Source organism: Micromonospora lutea, assembly GCF_016863535.1.
Taxonomy (GTDB): domain Bacteria; phylum Actinomycetota; class Actinomycetes; order Mycobacteriales; family Micromonosporaceae; genus Micromonospora; species Micromonospora lutea.
The window spans coordinates 83278-106228 of the sequence record NZ_BOPB01000031.1 but is presented as its reverse complement, the minus strand read 5'-3'; the positions used below and the strand labels follow the sequence as shown (position 1 = coordinate 106228).

At 70.2% G+C, this 22951-nt stretch carries 21 protein-coding genes; 5 read left to right on the top strand and 16 right to left on the bottom strand.

Annotated elements, in window-relative coordinates; translation table 11 throughout:
• Nucleotides 1–21: 21 nt before the first annotated feature.
• The 12 genes from Vlu01_RS24500 to Vlu01_RS24445 form a co-directional block, all read right to left on the bottom strand.
• Nucleotides 22–1788 carry a condensation domain-containing protein gene (locus Vlu01_RS24500; RefSeq protein ID WP_204003740.1) on the bottom strand — a complete coding sequence of 589 codons (1767 nt, stop codon included), beginning with the start codon at nucleotides 1786–1788 and terminating at the stop codon, nucleotides 22–24.
• Between the two features lie 208 nt (nucleotides 1789–1996).
• Nucleotides 1997–2224, bottom strand: a complete 228-nt coding sequence (locus tag Vlu01_RS24495) for a hypothetical protein (protein ID WP_204003738.1) — start codon at nucleotides 2222–2224, stop codon at nucleotides 1997–1999.
• Nucleotides 2217–2771 (bottom strand): holo-ACP synthase, encoded by a 555-nt coding sequence (locus Vlu01_RS24490; protein WP_204003736.1) that lies wholly within the window; start codon nucleotides 2769–2771, stop codon nucleotides 2217–2219. The genes Vlu01_RS24495 and Vlu01_RS24490 overlap by 8 nt, the downstream gene beginning before the upstream one ends.
• Nucleotides 2768–3766 carry an NAD(P)H-dependent flavin oxidoreductase gene (locus Vlu01_RS24485; RefSeq protein WP_204003734.1) on the bottom strand — a complete coding sequence of 333 codons (999 nt, stop codon included), beginning with the start codon at nucleotides 3764–3766 and terminating at the stop codon, nucleotides 2768–2770. Before Vlu01_RS24485 ends, Vlu01_RS24490 begins: the two co-directional genes overlap by 4 nt.
• Complete coding sequence (locus Vlu01_RS24480) at nucleotides 3759–4616, bottom strand: aminoacyl--tRNA ligase-related protein (protein WP_204003730.1); 858 nt, start codon at nucleotides 4614–4616, stop codon at nucleotides 3759–3761. Before Vlu01_RS24480 ends, Vlu01_RS24485 begins: the two co-directional genes overlap by 8 nt.
• A complete protein-coding gene (locus tag Vlu01_RS24475) occupies nucleotides 4613–5488 on the bottom strand; it encodes a diiron oxygenase (RefSeq protein ID WP_204003727.1) in 876 nt (291 codons plus the stop codon). The genes Vlu01_RS24480 and Vlu01_RS24475 overlap by 4 nt, the downstream gene beginning before the upstream one ends.
• The gene (locus Vlu01_RS24470) at nucleotides 5485–6960 is read right to left on the bottom strand and encodes a condensation domain-containing protein (RefSeq protein WP_204003724.1); all 1476 of its coding nucleotides are present in this window, start codon (nucleotides 6958–6960) and stop codon (nucleotides 5485–5487) included. Before Vlu01_RS24470 ends, Vlu01_RS24475 begins: the two co-directional genes overlap by 4 nt.
• A gap of 8 nt (nucleotides 6961–6968) precedes the next feature.
• Entirely contained in the window at nucleotides 6969–8759 is a 1791-nt protein-coding gene (locus tag Vlu01_RS24465) for an ATP-binding cassette domain-containing protein (protein ID WP_204003721.1), read from the bottom strand.
• Nucleotides 8756–10639, bottom strand: coding sequence for an ABC transporter ATP-binding protein (locus Vlu01_RS24460; protein ID WP_204003710.1), 1884 nt, complete (start codon nucleotides 10637–10639; stop codon nucleotides 8756–8758). Before Vlu01_RS24460 ends, Vlu01_RS24465 begins: the two co-directional genes overlap by 4 nt.
• Before the next feature lie 20 nt (nucleotides 10640–10659).
• Nucleotides 10660–11703, bottom strand: coding sequence for a methyltransferase (locus tag Vlu01_RS24455; protein ID WP_204003709.1), 1044 nt, complete (start codon nucleotides 11701–11703; stop codon nucleotides 10660–10662).
• 2 nt (nucleotides 11704–11705) lie between these two features.
• Nucleotides 11706–12701, bottom strand: coding sequence for a methyltransferase (locus Vlu01_RS24450; RefSeq protein ID WP_204003707.1), 996 nt, complete (start codon nucleotides 12699–12701; stop codon nucleotides 11706–11708).
• A gap of 21 nt (nucleotides 12702–12722) precedes the next feature.
• The gene (locus tag Vlu01_RS24445; RefSeq protein WP_275409482.1) at nucleotides 12723–14666 is read right to left on the bottom strand and encodes a KedN5 family methylcobalamin-dependent radical SAM C-methyltransferase; all 1944 of its coding nucleotides are present in this window, start codon (nucleotides 14664–14666) and stop codon (nucleotides 12723–12725) included.
• Nucleotides 14667–15490: 824 nt separating this feature from the next.
• On the opposite strand from Vlu01_RS24445, the gene Vlu01_RS24440 reads away from it, so the two are divergent.
• From Vlu01_RS24440 to Vlu01_RS24420, 5 genes are read left to right on the top strand one after another with little or no spacing between them, the layout of a single operon-like run.
• Nucleotides 15491–16690, top strand: a complete 1200-nt coding sequence (locus tag Vlu01_RS24440; protein ID WP_204003704.1) for an aminotransferase class III-fold pyridoxal phosphate-dependent enzyme — start codon at nucleotides 15491–15493, stop codon at nucleotides 16688–16690.
• 14 nt (nucleotides 16691–16704) lie between these two features.
• On the top strand, nucleotides 16705–16974 hold the full coding sequence (locus Vlu01_RS24435; RefSeq protein ID WP_204003702.1) for an acyl carrier protein: 270 nt from the start codon (nucleotides 16705–16707) through the stop codon (nucleotides 16972–16974).
• Complete coding sequence (locus Vlu01_RS24430) at nucleotides 16971–17663, top strand: RraA family protein (protein ID WP_204003700.1); 693 nt, start codon at nucleotides 16971–16973, stop codon at nucleotides 17661–17663. The genes Vlu01_RS24435 and Vlu01_RS24430 overlap by 4 nt, the downstream gene beginning before the upstream one ends.
• A gap of 10 nt (nucleotides 17664–17673) precedes the next feature.
• Nucleotides 17674–18855, top strand: a complete 1182-nt coding sequence (locus Vlu01_RS24425; protein ID WP_204003698.1) for a cytochrome P450 — start codon at nucleotides 17674–17676, stop codon at nucleotides 18853–18855.
• Nucleotides 18852–20024: a class-II aminoacyl-tRNA synthetase family protein gene (locus Vlu01_RS24420; protein WP_204003696.1), complete on the top strand. Its 1173-nt coding sequence runs from the start codon at nucleotides 18852–18854 to the stop codon at nucleotides 20022–20024. Before Vlu01_RS24425 ends, Vlu01_RS24420 begins: the two co-directional genes overlap by 4 nt.
• A 51-nt stretch (nucleotides 20025–20075) precedes the next feature.
• Here Vlu01_RS24420 and Vlu01_RS24415 read toward each other — a convergent pair whose 3' ends face one another.
• The 4 genes from Vlu01_RS24415 to Vlu01_RS24400 form a co-directional block, all read right to left on the bottom strand.
• Nucleotides 20076–20819 carry an alanyl-tRNA editing protein gene (locus tag Vlu01_RS24415; RefSeq protein WP_204003693.1) on the bottom strand — a complete coding sequence of 248 codons (744 nt, stop codon included), beginning with the start codon at nucleotides 20817–20819 and terminating at the stop codon, nucleotides 20076–20078.
• 192 nt (nucleotides 20820–21011) lie between these two features.
• On the bottom strand, nucleotides 21012–21311 hold the full coding sequence (locus tag Vlu01_RS24410; protein ID WP_204003690.1) for an AzlD domain-containing protein: 300 nt from the start codon (nucleotides 21309–21311) through the stop codon (nucleotides 21012–21014).
• Nucleotides 21311–22018 (bottom strand): AzlC family ABC transporter permease, encoded by a 708-nt coding sequence (locus Vlu01_RS24405; protein WP_239096102.1) that lies wholly within the window; start codon nucleotides 22016–22018, stop codon nucleotides 21311–21313. The genes Vlu01_RS24410 and Vlu01_RS24405 overlap by 1 nt, the downstream gene beginning before the upstream one ends.
• A gap of 37 nt (nucleotides 22019–22055) precedes the next feature.
• Nucleotides 22056–22931: a GHMP family kinase ATP-binding protein gene (locus Vlu01_RS24400; protein ID WP_239096101.1), complete on the bottom strand. Its 876-nt coding sequence runs from the start codon at nucleotides 22929–22931 to the stop codon at nucleotides 22056–22058.
• Between the last annotated feature and the right edge of the window lie 20 nt (nucleotides 22932–22951).

Sequence of the window (22951 nt, the reverse complement as noted above, 5' to 3'; positions counted from 1 at the left end):
CCGGTCGTGGTCCGAGGTCGTTCAGCACCCGGCGCCTGCGGCGACCCAGGCCGCGCGACGAACCGCGGGATCGACCGAGAGTCGACCGGTGCTGCCCTCGGTTCGCCGTCCCGTCTCCTCGGCCAGCACCGGGCACTTCGCCCACGCCTGCCGGTCGTCCGGATCGTCCGGTCCGTGGGCACACCGGACGTAGCGGGCGGGTGCGCGCACATCCGTCCGCTCGCCGAGCGCGGCGACGAACGCCTCGTGCAGGTCGCCGACATCACCGACCGGTGGCCCGGCAAGATAACCGACCAACCCGGACCCGATCAGGGCCGGGTCCTCGTCCAGGAAGACCCCGCCCACGGTGCCGTCGGGAAGCAGGTCGCGCCAGAGTGCGCGGGTACCGGCCAGATCGACCCAACCGTCGGGGCCGCGCACCCAGCCCGGGCCGCGCGCGACCGGCGGCACGCCGATGGTTTCGGAGAGCAACTGCGCGCTGAGGTCGTCGGTAGCCGCGGCGATCACCACCCGTTCGATGCCGCGCAGGAGCGCGACGATGTCGTCCGTCGGCACGTACGCGGTGTCACAGAGCATCGACAGCCGGGTCGACGAGCCCGCGGCGGCCACCGTCAGGAACACCCGGGCGTCCATCAGACCCCAACCGCCGGACTCCTCGATCCTCGTCGCGGCGGCGATCCGGCGAAGCGACTGCCCGTCCACCGGGTCGGTTGGCCGGACGGACGAGACACTGTCGCGTACGTCGTTGAAGTAGACGCCGATGCCCAGCACCGCGCCACGGGCGAGGTGCTCCGCGGCCCTCATGCGCCAGGCCGCCTCGGGGTCGTAGTAACCGAACCGGTACGCGCCCACCGCTGCCAGGAAGGTCCGCCGGACGATCCGCGCGAAGGAGTCCTGGGCCAGATCGACCCGGACGACACCGTCTCCGGCGACCGTGCCGACCAGCCGATCCCGCTCCGCGTCGCGGTTGGCGCAGATGAGCTGCACGGGCACCACCTCGTGGCCGGTGTACCGGCCCAACACGAGGGCTTCCGCCGCCAACAGCACCGCCGACGAGGTGACCCGCAGGCGTGCGGCCGCAACGGCGGCGGCGACGGTGACCGCCTCGCTATACATGATCATCCGGCGGAATCGGTGTTCCCCGGTCTCGTGGGTGCGGTAGTCGAAGATGGAGGCGGGGATGCTCCTGAGGACACGGACCCAGTGCCGCAGGGCTGCCGCGCTCGTCGCCTGCCCCGCCGCGGACCGTTCGTACTCGGCCTGGTCGATCGGCTGGCGCTCGGGAAGCGGCGGCCGCCGCCCGGCCAGCAGCTCCGCGAGATCCGCCATGACGAGGTCGGCACCGGTGTGGTCGACCGCCAGGTGGCTGAAGACCATCGCCACGAACCGGGGCCGGTCGTCCTCGGTCAGCACCGCGATCCGTACCGGCCACTCGCGCATCCGAAACGCGAGACCGGCGAGTTCGTACATCCGAGCCCACGCGGCCCCGTCCGCCGAGGCGTCTCCGGCGTTGGACAGCGGCTCCACCGCGACCGGAAGTTCGCCGGCGCCCTGCACCGTCTGCCGCAGCGTCGACCCAGCGGGCTCGAACACGGTCCGCAGGGTCTCGTGCCGGCGGAGCAGCTCACCGAGCGCGTCGGCGACGTCGGTCAGGCCGCACCGCTGCGGCACCGGCAGGACCCGCCCCGCATTGAAGTACGGATCGTGTTCCCCCATGAACTGGATGCAGGACCAGATGGCCCGTTGCCCCCAGGTCGCTTCCGCGTCGACGGTCCGTTGGTCCGCCACCCTGACGACAAAAGAGTTCGGCACTGTTGGTCATCCCCCATACGGCATACGTGGCCTCTTTCGAGACTCGGCGGGCTACCGGTGCCGATCGGCGCGTCGCAGGCCTGGCCTCGCGGCGTTCGCTCGGCGGGCCGGCCCACGTCCGGGTGTCGCGGTCGTCCACCGCGGTCGTCCACCGCGGTCGCGGGCCGGCGGACCGCGGTGGGCCTCATTCGGCCGGCATGAACCGCTTACGGATCCGGCCGAGGGTCCGGAAGTCATCGACGCTCAACTGCTGCAGGTCGATCGAACTGCCGGAGACCTCTTCGAGGAGGTAGACGAAGTCCAGGAAGTCCAGTGAATCGATCAAGCGGGCCTCGATGAGGTCGTCGTCCTCACCGATGTCGCCGGTCAGCGACGGGTTCCTGCTCCGGATCCACTCGCGGATCTCATCCATGTGGGTACTCCTCGGTCGTGTCGGGTTCAGCAGGCCCGGCCACCGCGATCGCCGCGGCCCAGCCGTCCTGATGGGTGATGCTGACCGCGACCGACCGCACGCCGCGGTGCTCGGCATGCCGGCCGGCCCGGCCGGACAGGCGCACCACGGGAGCGCCGTGCGGCAGCCGCAGCACCTCGATGTCGTGCCAGGCCACCAGATCGTCCGGGCGCAACGCCTTGACGATCGCCTCCTTGGCGGCGACCCGGCCGGCAGCCCGTTCGGGAAGATCGCCGCGGACGAGTCGCAACTGTTCCAGTTCGGGTCCGGTGAACATGTCGGCCAGCCAGCGGTCGCCGTGGTGGTCGATCGCGCGGCGGACCCGCTCGACCGCGACCAGGTCGAGCCCGACGTCCGGCGTACCGCCGACCAGCCGGCGAAGCGCCTCGGCGGGCCCGCCGCCCGGACCGCGACCGTCGAGGTCCGGACCCGGCAGACTCCGACGCTCCAGGTCTCGGCCCGCGAGGTCCCCGCCGTGCGGCGGGTCCGGCGGAGCCACGCCGATCACGGCGTACTCCCGATCCGCGCGATGGGCGGGCTGGTGTCCGCCAGACCGGTCAGCCGCGACACGATCTCCGCGGCCGGCTGCACGGCCGTCACCCAGCGCGAACCGGTGCCCGCATAGCGGGCCATCTCAGCGATCCGGCCCTGCGTCTCGACGGTGGGTACGGCGGCGGACCCGCACGGTACCGGCAACCGACGGCCGGTGACCGTGGTCCAGGCGACGAACCGTCCGGCCGGCGGTTCGGCCGCCTGCGTGACGCCCGAGCGCAACACCCGGTGCCGACGACCCGGCCAGCCGATCGCGAACCGGTCGGTGACGGTGGTGGCGTCGTCGTCGGCTTCGACGATGGCGGCCTGGTAGTCCGGATGCGCGGTCGCCTCCGCCGCTACCACGAACGCCGTACCGCACAAGCATCCACTCGCGCCGGCCCGGAGGTGCTCCGCGACCTGGTCGGCACGCTGGATGCCACCGGCGGCCAGCACCGGCACCGGCACACCGCGGTCGAGCACCTCGGCCAGCAACTCGGCCACCGGTTGATCCCCCAGATGGTGTCCGCCGGCCTCGACGCCCTGAAGAGCGAGCACGTCGGCGCCATCGGCCGCAGCCCGCTCCGCGTCGGAAGCGGACCCGACCTGGACGAGAACGGTGTGCCCCGCGTCGTGCACCCGGGGTATCAGCCACGCCGGCGGCAGGCCGTACACGTTGATCACCAGTCTGCGGTCGGCCGCGTCCAGCACCGAGGCGATCTGAGCGGGCAGCGTCGCGCCGGCCACCTCCGGGATCACGTTGACGCCGAAGGTGGCCGAGGTGTTCACCGCCGTGCGACGGACCAGTTCGGCGGCGGTCATGGGGTCGAAGCGGTACAGCGCCACCGTGCCCAACGCACCGGCTTCGGCCACCGCCGCGGCCAGAGCCGGGCCGGTCACCCCGCCCATGCCGGCCTGCACCAGGGGCAGCCGGACGCCGAGCACACCGGCCGTGGCCGGAACGTCAACCACTGGCCCGCTCCGCGACCGCGAGCGCGGCCGGCACCGACCCGTGCGCGCACGCCATCGCGTGGACCCAACGTTCGACACCGAAGGCGGTGCACGAGCTGTACGCGTTGTCGGCACCGACCCGGATGCCGAGCCGCTCACCGAAGAAGTTGCGGTGCCGGTTCACCGAGGCGATGGCGGTGCCGTCCACGGTGACGAACTCGTGCTTGACCGGGTCCAGCATGGCGAGGCGCGCCCGGGAACCGGTTCGGTCGTAGAACGGGTCGTTGGCGGCCTCCACGGTGACCGGCACGCCGAGCCGGTTGGCAAGGTCGAGGATCATCTCGCGGGAGACGGCGAGGTGCTCGGCGGCACCGTCCTGGTCACCGACGAAGAGAATTTCCCGCATGTGGAAGCCCCAGAGCCGGCGCAGGCCCTCGAATCGCTCCTCGTTACGGAAGCAGCGACCGGTCGCGGTCAGCCGCACCGAGGCGTCGAGGCGTACCCCCGTCATGGCGGTGAGCAGCCCGTAGCAGGTCGCGGAGGGAAGGAGGTAGCCGGTCGGCACAGCGGTCAGCGCGGTGGGGTCGGCGCCGGCGGCGGCCTCGGCGGTCGCCTCGGGCGTCAAGCGGGCGGCCAGCACGCCCAGGTGCGGGAAGTTGCGGAAGTAGTCGAGTCGGACGAGATCCGCCACCGGCAGCAGCGGCGGCCCGACGACGGGTGCGGCACCCAACTGATCGGCGACCTCGACGAAGAGCCGGTCGAGGAGGTGGAAGAGCCGCGCCTGGTCGGGATCGAGCACGATCAACCCGGGGCCGGGGTCACGCAGCGGCGGCACCGCACCCGGGCGGGCTGCGGTCGGGCCGGCGGTCATGCCAGCACCCCGATCCGTCGGTAGAAGCTGTACGCGCGCCCCGCGAAGGCGTCGTGCACCGCGCGGCGTCCCGGGTCGGCCAACAGTCGCTGGCGGAAAGCGGCGGGACGGTCGATACCCGCGTCCCGGTAGGCGTCCACGCTGTACATCTGATGCAGTGACGACTCGATGTACCGGGCCACGTACCGGCGGGCCTGCTCGACTTCGGCCGGCTCGCAGGTGGCCCGCAACCGGTCGAACAGGACCCGGACGAGGTGGCAGCCGAACGCGATGTGCCGTGACTCGTCCTGGTGGTGCACCCGGTTGATGGCCCGGATGGTCTCCGGAAGCGTGGTGTCGGCGGCCATCCGGCTGTTGAAGTAGTCGACGATTATCTCGAAGATCAGAATCCGGCTGAAGACGATGAAGTGGTCGACGACCGGGCTGGCCGGCTCCCGTGGGAAGGCCATCGTCCGGTCCGGATAGATCTTCCCGCCGTAGCGCAGGCAGAACTCGGCGAAGAACCACATGTGCTCGTTCTCCTCACCGAGGAAGTGATGGAAGAACGGCGTGGGAATCTCGAACCCGGGGGTGTGGATGCGCGCCACGACCTCCGTCATGAGGTCCCGGATCCCGTGCACGTTGAGGCTGTAGAAGTGGATGCTCTCCCACTTGGCCAGCGCCAGTCGTTGCGCCGACGACAGGTCGGCGGCGGCCTCGGTGCCGTGCACGGTCATCAGGTCGGCACTCATCCACGGGACACCCTCGTCGATGTGGTCCGGCCACTCGAACGTCTGGTACGGGTTGTAGTAGTTCTCCTCGGCGGTGTGCGTGAGGCGGTCCACCACGCTCCGCATCTCGTCGTCCCAGGTCAGTTCGGTCACAGCGGTCATACGGCGCCTCCGGTGGTTGAAGACCTCTGCACGATGTCGGGCGTGTCCTGCGGTGCTCCGGTGGGCGCTTCGCGGCGTACCCAGTCCGGACCGCGGCGGATCCAGCCAGGTCCGCGTCGAATCTCGGTGAGCCCGGTGACCGCGGCGAGGTCGGAGATCCGCAGATCGTCGGCCTCCACCGCGGTGATCAGGGTTTCCTCGGCAGCGCGCAACAGGGCAAACGCCGTTTCGCGCGGCAGGTGTGCGGTGTCCGCGAGCAGGTACAACTGGCCGGTGTCGGGAGCCGCGCCGGTGGCGAAGAACGCCTTGGCGTCCACCTTGGCGTGCGATCCGACCACGAAGGTGCGGGTCTGCGAGCTGAGGCTGCGCGGACCATCGGGTGCGGCCGGCAGCCGGGGCCAGGTGCCGGAGCCTCGGATATCGTTGAAGTACGCAGACAGGTCCATCGGGGCACCCCGGACGGCGCCTGCCTCTTCCCGCAGCTCACGCACGATCGCCGGGTCGTAATGCCCGTACCGGTACGCCGCCATCGCCTGCATGTGGCCCCGCCGCACCGTCTCGGCGAAGGATTCCCCGTCCAGGTCCAGCAGCACCAGTCCGTCCTGGGCGGCCGGGCCGACCATGGTCCGGAACCGCCGGTCGTGCCGGTTGGCGACAATGAGCTGCAGTGCGACGCGGTCGTGGCCGGTGTGGACCCCGAGCAGGGTGCCACACGCCACGGTCAGCACGCTGGCCGTGCTCACCCCCCACCGGTGCGCGAGTTGCGTGGCGGCCACCGCCAGGGCCGGCGACTCCATGCCGACTCGGACGAACCGCAACGTCTCCGGTTCCTGGGACGGGAAGTCGAACAGTGTCCGTGGTGCCTGCGCCAACGTCCGGGCCCAGTACGCGACCGACTCGGCACCCCGGCCGGCGCCGGCACCGTCCCGCTCGAACGCCACCCGGTCCAGCGGCTGTGTCGGCACGTCACCCGGCTCGGTACCGGCGACCAGGGCGGCCCAGTCGTCGGTGAGCACCCGGATCGACCAGGCGTCCACGGCCAGGTGCGACAGGGCCAGCGCCAGCTGGGTGGCCACGCCGTCGCGGAGCACCACCGCGCAGCGGAAGGGCAGCTCCTCGGCGTACCGGAAGGCGCGGGCCGCGAGGTCTGCAGCGACCTGCTGCGCCACCTGTGCCGCGTCGTCCCCGGCTTGGTGCACGTCGACGACCAGCTCACCGGCCGCCACGACGGTCTGCCGGGCTCCGTCCGGGGTGTCCGTGATCGTGGTGCGGAGCGCCTCGTGCCGCTCCACCAGCCGGCGTAGTGCGTCACCGACCCGGTCCAGGTCGGGGCCCCCGACGATCGGCAGTACGTACGGGATGTTGAAGTAGGGGTCATCCTCGTCGAGCCAGCGTACGGTCCGCCAGATCGACTCCTGCCCCCAGCTCAACGCCGCCTCGGCGGTACGGGTGCCGACGAAGGACACAGTCATCGGCGTCATCATGTCGACACCCGCGCCTGCATGCCGAACAGCTCCGCGTACAGACCGCCGCGCGCCATCAGCTCGGCGTGGCTGCCGCTCTCGGCCACCTGGCCACCGTCCAGGACGACGATCAGGTCCGCCATACGTACGGTGGAGAACCGGTGCGAGACGAAGAGCGTGACACCGCCGTCGACGGCACCGACCCGGCCGGCGGAGTCTCGGTACCGCTCGAAGATGGCGTGTTCGGCGGCCGCGTCCAGGGCCGCCGCCGGCTCGTCGAGCACCAGCAGCAACGGTCGGTCCCGCATCATCGTCCGGGCCAGCCCGAGCCGTTGCCACTGACCACCGGAGAGTTCCGCGCCGTCGCCGTACCCCTTTCCGAGCAGGCCGTCCAGCCCTCCGGGTACCGCGGCAACCGCGCCGCCGGCCTCCGCCCGGTCGACGGCGTCGCCGACTGCGGCGCGGTCGTCGACGCGCGCCACGTCGCCGACTCCGACGCTCTCCCGCACCACCAGCTCGAAGCGGGCGAAGTCCTGGAACAGCGGGGCCACCCGCTGTCGCCACTCGTCGTCCGGCACGTCGGTCAGATCGCTGCTGTCCAGCAGGATCCGCCCGGACACCGGCCGGTACAGCCCGCAGAGGAGCTTGACCAACGTGCTCTTGCCGGCGCCGTTCTCACCGACGATGGCAACCGAGCCGCCCGCCGGCAATCGCAGGTTGATGTCGCGGAGCACGAGCCGGTCCGTCCCCGGATAGTGGAAGCTGACGTTCTCCAACACGATGCCGTCGTTCAGACGCTGCGGAACCCCATCCGACGACCCCGCGTTCCCGGTGCTCGCCGCACCGGTCGACTGACGCAACCGGGTCAGCCGGGCCACGGTCCTGCCGACGCCCTGCAACAGCGCGAGCAGGTTGAGAGCGCTCGCCACCTGCACCGCCACCTGCACCGCCAGGGTGATCACCAGGACCACGTCACCCACGTCGGCTCGCCCGTCGCGTACCTGGGAGATGATCAGCACCACTGCGCCGCCGTACGCCAGCGCGAACACCGACTGACCGGCGGAGCGCAGCGTCGCCGCCCGGCGGTGCGCCCGCCACAGCAGTCGGGTCGACGCCGACCAGGCTCGTTCGTGCCGATGCAGCAGTTCCTGTTCGCCGTGGAACAGCCGGACCTCCTTGATCGCGGCCGGAGTGGTGGCCAGTTCCAGCAGGTGCCGTGCCTGGCGGGTGGATTCGGCGGAGTTCTCCTTGGCGCTGTCGATGATCGCCTGGGCCCGCTTGCCGATGAACACCGGCGCGAGCGCCGCGACGGGCAGCAGGAGCAGCCATGGGTTCAGCATCGCCAGCACGACGGTCGTGACGAGAACCTGGAGCAGCAGGCCGGCGAGCTGCAGCACCGCCTCCAGCGCGACGCGGGTGCGAACGAGTTCCTCCTGCACCATCGTCACGCCGTCGGCGAACTCCGGGTCGTCCACCCGTTCCAGGCCATGGCCCGCGTTGACGTGCCGCAGCAGCTCCTCGTTGAGTGCCACCTCGGCCAGCTCACCGACCTCGAAGTACGACAGGTGCGCGAAGTGGCCCAACATCAACTCGAAGGTGAGCAGCACCGCGACGACCAACGCGGCGATGGTGGCCGCCGAGACGTCGCCGCTCAGCGCGGCGTTGGTGAGGTCCCGCAGGCCCAGCGCGATGAACGGGGTCGCGGCGTAACCCAGGAGCATCAACACGCCCGACCGGATGAGCCGGCCACGGTCCAGGCGGGCAGCCAGACCCAGCATGAAACGGGCGGTACGCAGCAGCCCTATCATGCGATCACCTCCACGAGCGGCTCGTCGTCGTCGGAGAAACGCCTCGCCTGGAGGCGGAACAGCTCCGCGTACTGGCCGCCGGCCGCCATCAGCTCGTCGTGGCTGCCCTGCTCGGTGACCCGGCCACCGTCCAGCACGATGATCTGGTCGGCGCGCCGCACGGTCGAGAACCGGTGGGAGATGATCACCGTGGTGAGCCCACGGGTCAATTCGAGGAACCGGTCGTAGAACTCGACCTCGGCGCGGACGTCGAGCTGGGCAGTAGGTTCGTCGAGCACCAGGACGGACGCGCCGTGCCGCACCGCGAACAGCGCCCGCGCCAGGGCGACCCGCTGCCACTGGCCGCCGGACAGGTCGGTGCCGCCCGCGTACTGTCGGGACAGGATCGTGTCCAGGCCGTGCGGCAGGGCGGCGATCACTTGCTCGGCGCCCGCCCGGCGGGCGGCGGCGAGCAGACCTTCCCGGTCGTCGAGGTGGTCGGCCGCACCCAAGCCGATGTTGGCCGCCGCGTCCAGCTCGTAGTGCACGAAGTCCTGGAAGATGACGGCGAGCCGTTGTTGCCAGTCCCGCGTCGAGTACTGACGCAGGTCGACGCCGTCGACCGTGATGGCGCCGCTGGTCGGGTCGTAGAGCCGGGCGAGCAGTTTGACGAGGGTGGTCTTGCCGGCACCGTTGAGCCCCACGATGGCGGTGCTGCGCCCCGCCGGCAGGGTGCAGGAGACGCCGTCGAGAACCGCGCTGCCGGCTTCGCTGTAGCGGAACGCCACGTCGTCGAAGCGGATCCGGCCGACCGGGCCGGCCGGCAGCGGCAGGTCACCGGCGACGTTGGCCCGGCCTTCGGCGGCGGTCCGCTCGAATGTGGTCAGTGCCTGATAGGCCTGCATGCCGTACTGGGTCTGCACGTCCGACTCCGGGAAGAAGACCCCGAACCGGATCGGAATCAGCACACCCTGGATGGCGATACCCAACTGGGTCAGCGTCAGCGTGCCGCTGGCGGCAGCGCCCGCCAGCCAGTACAGCACGATCGCACCACCAACCAGCGCGACGGCGGCGTACGCGAGGAACGGACGCAGCAGGATCCGACGCCGACCGGACCACAGCGGATCCAGGTAGGCGTGTGCGTCGGTCCGATGCCGGCGCTGGTACCAGTCCAGCAGCCCGAACATCCGCATCTCCTTGGCCACCTTGGTGCTGGTACCGAAGGAACGCAGGTACATCACCCGCTGCCGGCTCGCCAGCAGACTGACCCAGAGGGCGCCGAAGCGACCGAGGGAGCCGCGCTGGCCGTACCGGACGATCAACGCGGTCGCCCCGATCAGCAGCGCGGCGGGTACCGAGAGCACGATCCCGACCAGGACGACGGCACCGGCGAGCTGGCTGTACCGTGCGATCAACGCCAACGCGCCCGCGACCGCGTCGCCCGGCGTCGGCAGCACCCGGTCGTAGCCGCCCCGCGCCTCACCGAGCAGGCCGCTGATGTCGGGCCGCTCGAGCACCGCGATCGGGGCTTCGGCAAGGGCCGCGCGACCCAGCCGTCCGGCGCAGAAGCCGTCGACGCGGCGGATCACCACCTCCCCCAGAGCCGACTGGAACGGCACCAGCATCTGCTGGAAGACGAAGGCGGCCACCGCGATCGCCAGGCTGAGCACGACGGTGCGCCAGGCGTCCGGAGCGCCACCGGCGACGGCCGGAAGGTCACCGAGTACCCGACCGGTCCAGATGATGAAGACCATCGGCAGCACACCGATCAGCAGGTTGAGCAGGACCGCAGCGATGATCACTCCGGCACCGGCCCGGGGCAGCAGCCGGAAGATGGCCGACCACCGTTCCCGCGTCGGCCGCGTCCAGACGCGTAGACGTTCGGTCAGGCTGGGAGACACCGCCACCTGCTTTCTGTCGGTCATCGGTGGGCCCGCCGGCCGATGACGGCGGTGCGGTCGGCTGCGGTCGGCCGGCAGTCCACGTAGTCGAACCCGGCCTCGGCGAACATGCCGCGGAGCTCCGCCACGGACCAGCACTTGCCGGGGGTCGAGTGCATGAGCAGCACTGAGTACTCCGCCACCTGCAACGGCCCTGATCGCTCATCATCGATATGCGTGTCGTGCACCACCACCCACCCTCCCGACGGCAGGGCGGCGGCCGAGTTCGCCAGGAGCCGGCGGACCTCGCCGGGTCCCCAGTCGTGCAGCACGTGTGAGTACAGATGGGCGTCGTACTCACCGGGCAGGCCGGTGAACATGTCACCGGAGACGACACCGACCCGTTCGGCGTAGCCGCGCGTGGCCAGCAGGGTGCGGGCGACGTCGTCCACCGGTGGCCGTTCGAAGACGTCGACCCGCAGACCGGGGAGTCGCTCCACCAGCGCGGAGCCGTAGATCCCGGAGCCGCCGCCGAGATCCAGGACCGCGCGTGCGGGTAGGTCCGCGATCGTCTCGGCCAGGGCCGGGCCCAGGTAGGCGCCCCGCGCGTCCATCGCGGCCGTGATCGACGCGGCGAACTCCGGCGACGCCAGCCGATCCGACCACGCCTCCTTGCCTGCGGCGCCGGCCCACGCGGCGGGGCGTCCGGAACGAAGGACCGCGAGCAGATCCTTGCAGGTGGGCCGCTCCCGCAACGAGGCGTAGTAGGCCCGCAGGTCGTACGGCGAACCGGCGACCAGGTGCTCCCGGGCAACCCTGGTCGGCGTGATCCGGTCGCCGACGCGGGCCAGCAACCCACGCGCGACGAGGTAGGTGATCGTCACGTCGGCCGCCCGCGGATCGAGTTGGTGCGCAGCGCACACCTGCTCGACTCCGGCCGGGTCGTCGTGCTCGCGCTCGTACCGGTCGAACCAGGTGAACAGGTCCAGCTCCGCGACGACCACGATGAGCAGGTCGGCGGCGTACACGCCGTCGCGGAGCCGGTACAGCTCGGTGGGATCGGTGACGACCGGTTCGAGACGCACCGTCACTCCGGCTTGCGCGCGATCAGCACGTGCGACGAGGCCCCGGCGATCGGCTCCACCTGAGGCTCGCCGAAGCCGTTGTCAGTAATCAACCGGCTGAGCTCGGCGACGCTGAAGTCCCGTCCGCCCTCCCACAGCACCATCGACGAGACGTTGTGCAGCGCGGAGAAGAGGGGGCCGGTGCGGTCCTCGTTGAGCAGGTTGCCGTTGATGATCAGCCGGCCGCCGGGGGCGAGCGCGCGGTGCGCCCGGCGGAGCATGTCGGCGGCGGTCTCCCGACGCTCGGAGTGCAGCATGTTGGACATGAGCACGGCGGCGAGGCCGGTGCCGTACTCCTCCCGGGTGTAGTCACGCCCGACCACGCTGACCCGGTCTGCCATGCCGTGTTCGGCGATCACCTTGCTGGCCAGTGGCACCGCGTCCGGTAGTTCCCAGATGACGGAGGTGAGCCCGGGATGCCGCCGGCACAGCGCCATCGAGTAGGCACCACAGCCTCCGCCGAGATCGACGAGCGCACCCTCCAGAGGGCCCGGTACGCACCCGGCCAGCTCCTCGGCGAGCCGGGTGGCGTACCGGAAGAAGCCGACCTCCAGATCGGCTAGGTAGGCCGGATCCTCGGTCAGCCGGATGTCGTGACCCAGGGCGGGACCGCCGTTGCGGACCACGTCGGTCAGCCGCGCCCAGGCCCGGGCCCAGCGGCCCATGGTGCGTACCCACTCCACCAGGCAGTCGTCGGTGTCCCCGGTGAGCAGGCGGCTGGACAGCTCGGTGTTGGCGTACACGGCTCCGGTGCGGCTCAGCAACCGCAGTGCCACGCCAGCGTCCAGCACCGCCTCGGTGGCTTCCGGGTGCCAGCCGCGGGCGGTGGCCAGCTCCGCGGCGGTGGCGGGCTGGTCGGCGAGCGCGGCGAAGACGTCCAACTCGGCGAGGGTGTAGAGCACCTCCGCCTGCCAGGTGCCGACGGTCAGCTGCGTCACGTGCCGCATGCCCAGGTCCATGTGTCTCTCCAATCGCTCAGGTCATCCGGCCGCGTCCTGGGCCAGTTGGCCGCCCAGGACGTCCCGCTCCGGCCGGCCGATGAAGTACGCCGACTGTTCGTGGTTGGTGGTGGCCACGAACGCGGCGAAACCCACCTTGTAGTAGAAGGAGGTGACCAGTCGTCGCGGTTCGATCGGCACGGTCTCGCCGCGTCCGATCGCCTCCACCAGGCGCGGCACGTCGAAGTCGAACTCGACCGGCGCGCCACGCAGGAATGCCTCACCGTCGACGTCCACCAACTCCAACCCGGCCGCCTCCGGGCTGCCCGGCTCGGCACAGGTGGGCTGGGTGACGATGTCGTATCGGAACGCCTCGTCCAGGCACTGGCGGGCCGTCTCCGGCACCAGCGGGCGCACCGCCTCCTGCCACCACCGGCTGAGCACCGTCTTGGCGCGTGGGTCGCCGTACATGTAGACCAGTGCCGGACTGACCGCGCCGAACTCGGCGGCGGCGTTGGCGGCCGCCTCCCGCAGCGGCGCCGAGTCGGTGTCGTCCTGGCGTTCCAGCCAGTCGGCGAAGTTCAGCAGCAACGTGGACTGACTGAGCCCGGCGAACACCCGGGCCGGTGCCCACACGTGCCGTAGCACCAGGTTCTCCGCCAGCACCCGGGCGTAGAAGATGAACCGGCGGGCCTCGAGATTCTCCCGCAGCGGCATGGTGTGGTGGGCCAGGACGTACTCGAAGTCGTCGGTGTCGCCACGCACGGTCACGAAACCGTAGGATTCCTTCTTGTCGAAGTACTCGGTGTTCGGCAGCAGCAACATCGGATAGACGGCAATCCGGGACACATGTTCGGCGAGGCGGTCGTAGCCACGCAGGAACGACTGCAGGCTCTCCCCCGGCGCTCCCCAGATCAGCTCCGCGTAGCAGTCCAGTTCCTCCGCCTTGAGCCACTCGACCAGGTCGCGCCAGTCGTTGACTTTCATGTTGCGGCGGTTCATCAGCTTCAGGGCGTCGTCGGAGAGGGTCTGCAGGGCAAGGGTGAACGAGCTGCGCATCCCGGCGTTCTTCATGTCCCGGACGATCTGGTAGAAGACCTTGGACTTGTTCTTGGCCCAGGAGGTCTCCAGCGTGCGCGGGTAACCGTAGCGCTCCCGGATCTCCAGTAGATCCTCGACGAACTCCGCGTCGATCGGCAGCATGCCGAAGTTCGCGTCGCAGAGCACCACGGTGTGCACCTTGTGCTGGGCGAGGAACTCCAGTTCCGCACGGAGACGTTCGCGGGAGAAGGCCCGCACCCGCTGGCCGACCGCGCCGCCCCAGTAGCAGAACGAGCACTTGTACGGGCAGCCCCGGTTGGTCTCCATCAGGGCGACGTCGTACCGGAACTCACCGGCGTCGTCGAGCAGCGGGATGGCCCCGGTCAACAGGGGCGACGGGATGACGTCCAGATCCTCCAGGCGCGGCCGGTCCGGTGTGGTCACCACCGCTCCGTCGGGCCCCTGGTAGGAGATGCCGTCGATGTCGCCCAGCGACCTCGGCGAGCGCCCATCGAGGTAGGCCTTGACCAACTCGGTGAAGACGAACTCGCCCTCACCGTTGACCACCACGTCGACCTCGGGAACCATCGCGAAGGTTCGTTGGGCCCGGTTGGCCACGTGGGTGCCGCCGAAGATGACCCAGCCGTCCGGGCGAAGCTGCTTGAACGTCTCCGCCAGGATGCCGAACTCGCGATAGTTCCAGCCGAGCACGGAGAACGCCAGGACATCGGGTGCCCCGTCCCGAAACAGATCCTGGGAGAGCGCGGAAAGCTTCATCCCGCCGCGGTAGTTGCGTATTTCCACCTCGGTTTCGCGCGCGATCCGTTCGTCGGCGAGCGCGGTGGCCTTGAGGTAACCGGCGGCGAGGGGCATGGATTCCATCGGCGTGTCCCAAACGCCTTGCTGTACGAGCCAAATCTGCCGTTTGGCACTGTCAACGGGCACGCGAACTCCTCATCGGGCACAACTCACAGCCGTTAACCGCGGACCGTACGGCCGAGTCGGCACGACGGTCAGAACGGAGTTGGAGAGTGGGTGGCGCTCACCGACACGGAGGCACGAACACCCGGCCACGAGATCGTCGCGACGCGTCTGCAGCAAGCCCCCGTTGTTCGGCACCGGTCACCTGTTTGCCATCGGCGACCAGCCCATCTGTGCTCACGGTCGTGCGATGGCCGACCGTGGGCACGCTCCCATGGTGGGATAGCGACATGACGCATGTCAATGCTGCCAGCGTTCCCTGACTGCCGACACGCCTCCCACCTGTGGCTCTGCCAGCGCCAAGGTGTCCGCATGCTGGAACGGGACCCGTCCGGATGGACGTCGCGCGGTCCGCACCGGCAAACGCCCGACCCTGATGCGGCAGTCCATCCGATCTCCGAAGGCGGTGGCGCGGAGACGACCACACGAAGGCGCTTAGGCAAAGCAAAGACGCCCGGAAATGCGACACCATTTCGGTTGACCGTACGCGCCGGGTTGGTCTAGCGTCTGTCGCGTGTTCGGGTGGTTCGGGGGAAACACCACGACTTCGCGTTCATAACGGGCGGCCATCTCCTTTGCACCGGCCAGGCGCGCAATCCGCGTCGGTGTCAGGTGCGGCCCAGAAGCTCTGCGTCGATCTCAGCCGGCCAACGCGCCCTGCCCAACTGCGGGCCCATCAGGTCACGCCGTTGAGCCCGTCCGCCGGTCACTGCCCTTCGGCGTCGACGGCATTCACGCACGTCACTGCGGGCAACCGTGTCCGGGACCTCCTTGAGGAGTGTGAGCCTGTGAGCAACGCCGTACTGGACCGCGAGACCACCTCATATCTCAGCCGGCTCGACGAGGGCGGCGTCCTACCAGGCCGGTATCTGCTCATCGACGCGGAAAACGCGACGCTACAGCTGGCGGACCCGACCGGCCGGACCCGGACGTGCACCGACTTCATGTCCGCGTTCGCCGCGGTCAACTTCGGCCATCGCAACCCGGCCATCGTGGAGGCGTTGCGACAGCCGTCGGATCTCGCCGCCCCCTTCCAGACGGCCGACGCCGAACTGGTCGCCCGTTGGCTCTGCCACCGACTCGAGGGCACCGCCGATCGGCGGGTCCTGTTCCAGATCGGTGGCAGTTTCGCGGTCTCCACCGCGTTGGCCCTGGCCCGCCGGCACCGTCCGGGACGGGTGCTGGGCGTACGGGGTGCCTTCCATGGCCTGGGCGTGGACGCGGCCGCCGTCACCACCGTCCAACGGGAGTTCTCCCTGCAGGACACCGGGTTCGTCGAGCTGCTCGACACCGAGGTCGGGCACCTGACTCCCGGCGAGGTGCCCGACGACTGGTCCGGCGTCTCCTGTGTCATCTACGAACCGGTGCAGGGCGCCAACGGGTACGTGCCGCTCGACGTCGACTGGCTGCGCCGGCTCTCCGAGTCGGCGCGCTCCGCCGGCGTGCTGCTGATCGCCGATGAGATTCAGTGCGGCTTCCACCGGCACGGTCCGTTCAGCCCCTCCACCGCCGCCGGCCTCGACCCGGACGTGGTGCTCTTCAGCAAGTCACTGACCAACGGGATGTACCCGCTCTCCGCCGTGGTCTACAAGCAGCACCTGGAGCGCGATGCGGCAGATGTCTATCTGGCGCACACCTTCCAGACCGGGACCATGGGCCCGGCCGCGGCGGTCGCGGTGGCCGCCTACCTCGACAGTCACGACATCGCCGCGATGGCTGCCGCCGTCGAGCGTCCGCTGCGGGAACTGGCCGACCGACTCATCGCCGCCGGGCTCGCCGACGCGGTGCACGTCACCGGCCCGGCGCTGTCCTTCCGGCCGATCGCACGCACCAGCCGTGCGGTGGTGGCGGCCGCCTTCGAGGCGGGCGTACTGGTGTTCGCCGGTGGCCGGCGCGGCGAACGGATCCGGATCGCACCGCCGCTGACGGTGCCGGACGATCAACTGCGCGCTGGCGTGGACACGCTCTGGAACGTACTCAAGGGATGACCGGGAGGCAGCAGATGGAACGAGAACAGTTCTACCGTGAGGTGGTCGGGTTCCTGACCCGAACGGCCTCCGACGCGGGCACGACTGCGCCGCCCGCCGACATCGATCCGGACGACAACCTGTTCGATCTCGGGCTGGTGAACTCCTTCTCGATGATCCGGATGATCGTCTTCGTCGAGGAGACCACCGGCGTGGCGGTCGATCTCGCCGACCACGAGTTGGAGACGTTCTACACCCTCCGCGGCCTGTACGACGTCGTCGCCGGAACGGAAGAACGGGTATGACCGTCACCGAGCAGCGACCCACCGACGAGGAACACATCGACCGGATTCGCCGTCGCTTCGCGACCGTCGGCTGCGCCCAACTCGCGGACGCCGCGCCCGACTTCGTGGTGCCGCTGCGCCTGCCAGCGATGCCACGCAACGGCAGGCCACGCATGTGCGGGCCGGTCTTCCCGGTGGCCACGAACGACGACATGCTCCCGGCGCTACAGGCACTGGCAGAGACACCGCCCGGACACGTGCTGTTCATCCACAACACGGTCACGCCCTCCGAGGCGATCGTCGGCGACATCTTCCTCACCTCCGCGGCGGTGCAGCGGCTCGGCGGGATCGTCGTCGACGGCGCGGTACGTGACCTGACCGACCTCGTCGCCATCGACGTGCCGGTCTTCTCCACGCAGGTGACCTTCGTGTCGGCGCGCACCACCAGCCAGCGCGCCACCGACCTGCCGCAGACCGTCGAGGTGGCCGGCGTGAGCGTGCGCCCCGGCGACTGGCTGTTCGGTGACCCGGACGGTCTCCTGCTGCTTCCCGCCGAACGCGTCGGCGCGGTGTTCGCCGCGGGTGCGGTCCTACGAGACCGCGAAGAGGCGCTGAAGAAGGCCATGCAGCACGACGGAAAGAGCCTCGCCGACCTGACCCACTTGGGCGACTTCCTGGACGGCACCGGCGACCTGGGCTTCACACCCTGAGGAGGCTTCCATGCCGACGGTCGATCTGACCGCCGGGCCGGCCGGTGAACTGAACTTCGCCGACCCGGTCTTCCAGACCAACCCGTGGCCGCTGTACGACTGGCACCGCGAGCACCAACCGGTGTCGTTCGTTCCCGCCCTCGACTCGTACTTCGTGGTCGGGTACGACCTGGTGCGTCGGGTCGTCACCTCGTCGGACTTCACCGTCTACCATCCGTTCCGCACCAGCCGACGGGCGTTCGGGCCGTCCATGCTCGACCAGGAGGGAGCGGCGCACACCCGGGCACGGGCAGCGACGGCCGGGGTTCTGCGTCCGCGGAAGGTGGCCGAGTTCGCCCGCGACATCATCGCTCCGTTGGCCGCGGCCGCTCTGGACGACCTGCTGGCCGACGCCCGCCCGGATCTCGTCGACCGGCTGGCCACTTCCCTGCCGATGCGGGTGGTGTGCCGCTTCATGGGGCTGCCCGACGCGGACGCCGAGTGGCTGCACGAAGCGATGCGGCCCCTCGTCGAGTACGTCGACCACGCGCCGGTGCCGCTGGCGGCGGTGGTGCAGCGGCGGCGGGAGCTCGCCGCGTACTTCCGCAGCCGGATCGCCGCCGGCCCGGATCACGGAGGCATCCTCGCCGTCCTCGCCGCCGAAGAGGTGTTGACGGAAGCCGACGTCGTCAACAACGCGATCCTGCTGCTGGCCGCGGGCACCGAGACGACGGCGGCGGCGATCACCAACCTCTTCGCTCGGCTGGCCGGGGATCCCGCGCTGTACGCCGCGGTCGCCGCCGACCACGCACTGGTCCCGGCGATCGTCGCCGAGACGCTGCGGCACGAGCCGCCGCTGCATGTGACGTTGCGGTTCGCGGCCTCCGACGTCGAGTTGGCCGGGGTACCGATTCCACGGGCAACTCCGGTCCAGGTCTGCCTGGCCGCCGCCAACCGGGACCCGGGCATCTATCCGGATCCGCACCGGTTCGATCACACCCGCCGGGACCGACCGTCCCTGGCCTTCGGCGCTGGCCGACACGTCTGCCTCGGGATGGGTCTCGCCCAGGCCGAGCTGGAGGTCGTGCTGGAGGCGCTGGTGGAGCGGGTGGCGGAGATACATCCCCTCGGTTCCATCCCGCCGGTACGAGGACGCGGCTTCCGCGCCGCCACCGGCCTACGGCTGGACTGCCGGCCCGGAAGCCGACGATGAGCGCTCCGATCGTGACGCCGGCACCGCGGGTGTGGCAGGCGGATGTCCGCCTCACGCCGGACGGCCGGCGATGCTTCGACGATCTGCTTCCCTACTGTCTCGACGAGGCCTGGTCGTGGGAGTGTGATCACGCCGACCAGCTCACCGTGGTCTACCACGTGGACGACAGCGTGGCAGAGAAGGTCGAGCAACGGCTGAGCGAGGCCCTGGAGCGTTCCCGCGTCGTGCCGGCACGGCAGGCCCGGATCGTGTACGACTCCTGGTCCACCGACGTGGCCCCGGTCACCGGTGCCGACAGTGGCCCGGTCCGCTTCACCGTCGGGCCCGGCCTGGCCGTACACGGCCCAGGTTCGGCCCGGCTCGTCCGTGCCCTGGACGGGCTTTTTCTCGATCTGGCCCGGCGCTGGGGGGCCGACGAGTACCTGGTCCCCCACCTGGTGGCCTGGGAAACCATCGAGCGGGCCGGTTACGCCCGCACCTTCCCGCAGCACCTGACCACCTGCGCCGTGGTGGCCTCCGACCTACCGGCGCTGGACCGATTCGCCCGGGCCCGAACCGCCGCCGAGCGCCGGGCCGACCTGCGGGAGGCACCGGTGGCCGTGGCGCCGACCGTGTGCCTGCACCTGTTCGCCGCGCTCAACGGAACCCGGCTCACCGAACCGCTGATCGCCACCGCCCGTCAGTCGTGCGGCCGGTACGAGGCCGGCACCACGACCGAGGCCACCCGGCTCTGGTCCTTCGACATGCGCGAGGTGGTCTACGTGGGTGATCGGGCCGGTGCCCGCCGGTTCCGCGATCGGGCACTCACCGATCTCACCGAGCTGGTCCGGGAACTGGGGCTGCCAGCACGGATCGGTTCGGCCAACGACCCGTTCTTCACCGACAGCCGTGCCGACCTCGCCGGTTACCAGGCCACCTGGGATCTCAAGCAGGAGGTGTGCGGGCGGATGGCGAGCAGCGGTGCGGCAGTCGCGGTCAGCTCGGTCAACCTGCACCAGCAGCACTTCGGTCAGGGCTTCGCGATGACCGAAGCCTCCGGAGCGACGGCGTCGTCCGCGTGCGTCGGCTTCGGCATGGACCGCTGGCTGCACTGGATCCACGGCTACCTCGGCGACGATCCGCAGCAGTGGCCCGCGATCCTGCGGCGCGGTCTGCCCGACACCCGCTGACCGGGGTACGGAACGGGCCGGCGGCGCGGCCGCCGGCCCCGTCCCCGGATGTCAGGAACCCAGTTTGATCCGGACCCGCCGGTTCTGCCGACCCTTGCTCTCGACCTTGGTGACGGTCACCCGCCCGATCTGGCCGGTCGACGCCACATGAGTGCCCCCGTCGGCCTGCACGTCGAGCCCGACGATGTCCACCACCCGCACCTGAGGTAGCTCCGGCGGCGCCTTGAACTGGGTCCGCACCAGGTCGGGAGTCGCGTTCGCCTCCTCTCGGGTGAGCATCCGAACAACGATCTTGCGATCTGCGGCGATTTCAGCATTCACCGCATCCTCCAGGCTCTGTTTGAAGCCCGGCGGAACTTCCGGCAGGTTGAAATCCATGCGGGCCTCGCCGGGCTCCATGTTGCTACCGGTCACCAGGACGTTGAAATCGCGGAAGACGGTGCCACAGAGCACGTGCAAACCCGAATGGGTACGCATGAGCGAGGTACGGCGGTCGTCGTCGATCGCACCGGTCACCGTGGTGCCGACCGGTGGCACCGGATCCCCGGGCGCCGGCAACAGATAGAGGTCGTCGCCCTTGCGGGTGCCGACGATCCGCGTCTGCACGCCCTGCCAGATCAGCACGCCGTGGTCCGGCGGCTGACCGCCACCACCGGGGTAGAACGCGGACCGATCCAGCACGATGCCCTGGTCGGGATCCGCTGGATCCGACCACAGCACCGTGCAGTCCCATTCGCGAAGCGTGACGTCTGCCCAGTCCAGGCGTTGAGTCCGGCCATGGTGATCAATACCCATAGGTAAATGGGGAGGGCGTCCGTTGGCGGCCCGCCACTCCGTCCCCCTTCAGCGATCGTGTGGTCATCTGCACCACGATTATTCGTGCGCTGGACACCGAGAACAAACACCCGGGTGGCGCTAAAAACGACCGGCAATAGGACGGTGGAGGCGAGCCGGTTCCTGGCCGAGGGCGGCAAGGCGGAGGTCGCGCTAAGTGATCAGACGCAGCACGGCGGCGGTGCCGGCGCCGAGGGCGACGACCAGCAAGAATGGTGCCCGCAGCAACGCCGCGACCAAGGCGACGGCGAATCCGGCGGCGCGCGCGTCGATCACCAGATCATGGCCGGCGGCGAAGGTCTGCACCGCCACCAGGGCAGCCAGCAACGCCACCGGCAGCAACGCCGAAGCCTCCTGCACCTGCGGCTGTTCCAACACCGACTTGGGCACGCAGAGCCCGACGAGCTTGAGCAGGTAGACCCCGAGGGTGCCGAGCAGGATCGCGGTCCACATCAGCGGTCACCAGCCCGACGGACGGCGAACGCCGCGACGATGGCGGTCAGCCCGGCCACCAGCACCGGCATCCCAGCGGGCAACAACGGCACCATGATCAGCGCGATCACCGCCGCGGCGACGGCGAGTGCCCAGAGCCGCCGGCCACGCAGCCGCGGTAGCAGCAGGGCGACGAACGCCGCCGGTGCGGCCACGTCGAGTCCGAGTGCTTCCGGGTCGGGCAGCACGTGTGCGCCGAGCGCACCAGCCAGCGTGGCGATGTTCCACAGGACGAAGACCGAGATGCCGGTGGCCCAGAACGCCAGACGGGCCTCGCGAGGGTCAGTACGGGCCATCGCCATCGCCGAACTCTCGTCGAGCACCAGGTGCGCGCCGACCAGACGCCGCGCTCCACGTAGCCGCAACAGGGACGCCAGATTCAGGCCGTAGAGGCTGTTCCGCACCCCCAGCAGGGTGGCCGTGGCCGCGCCGGTCAGTGCCCCACCCCCGGCACCCATCACCCCGATCACGGCGAACTGCGACGCGCCGGAGAACATCAGCAGCGACAGCGCACAGGTCTGCGCGACGGTGAAGCCGGCCAGGACCGAGAGCGCGCCGAAGGAGAGCCCCAGCGCGCCGACGGCCACGCCCACCCCGACGGCGTCGCGCAGGACAGCGGCACGCGCCTGCGGCCAACTTCGATCCGTGATCGTGCCTGTCGTACTCACGTCGGCATCCCTCCGCGTACCTGCTCGCGCAGCTCGGTCATCCCTTCGCCGCGCCGGCTCGTGTGCCTGACGACAGCGGGCACGGTGGATAGTCGGCGACGCCGAGGGTTCGGAAGACCCGCACCTCACCGGGCAGTTCGGCGCAGCGGGCGAGGGCGGCAGTGGTCCGCTCCTCACCCTCTCGGTGTTCGCCGAGCAGGATACCGAGGTAGGTACCGCTGTGCGCGATCGCCAGCCCCAGGCCGCCGACCTCATGGCACAGCCGACGCATCTGGGCGAAATCGGCACGAGGATGCCGTTGCACGTGCAACTCGGCGCTACGGGTGGCAATTCGGCCGACCGTGGCCAGGTCACCGGTGCGCACGGCGGCGCTCATCTCGTCGAGGAGCGTCCGGTACTCGTGACGGACCCGCATCGGGGGCAGAGCGGTCGACCGGTTGAACCGGATCGTGTCGACCATGCCGCCGACGTCGTGCGCCAGGATGGTGAGCGGCGGCAGGAATCCGAGCTCTTCCCGCACCCGGACCTCTCGATGGTGGTAGCTGACGATGCCGGGATACATCACCCCGTCGGAGGGTTCCACGTCACGTAGGAGACACTCGATCGCCGCGGCGTCGAGGAAGATGCCGATGGCGTCGGCGATGGCCCGGGCGGTGGCCACCAGGTCCGCCGAGGAACTGGCCAGGCCCTTTCCCTCCGGCAGCGCACCGTCGAGTTCCACCATGCCGCCGCCGGATATCCCGTACGTGCGCAGCAGGCGCGTCGCCAGCCGGCGGGCCTTGGTCTTGTGTGACGGCCGTACCGCCACCTCCGGACTGTCCGGGAGGTAGTGGAACGCCGCGTGTGCCCAGCCCGCGATCGGGAGGGTCACCAGGAAGTGGCGTTCCTCCTCCGGCAGGACACCCTGCAGCAATTCCCCGAACGTTCCGTTGG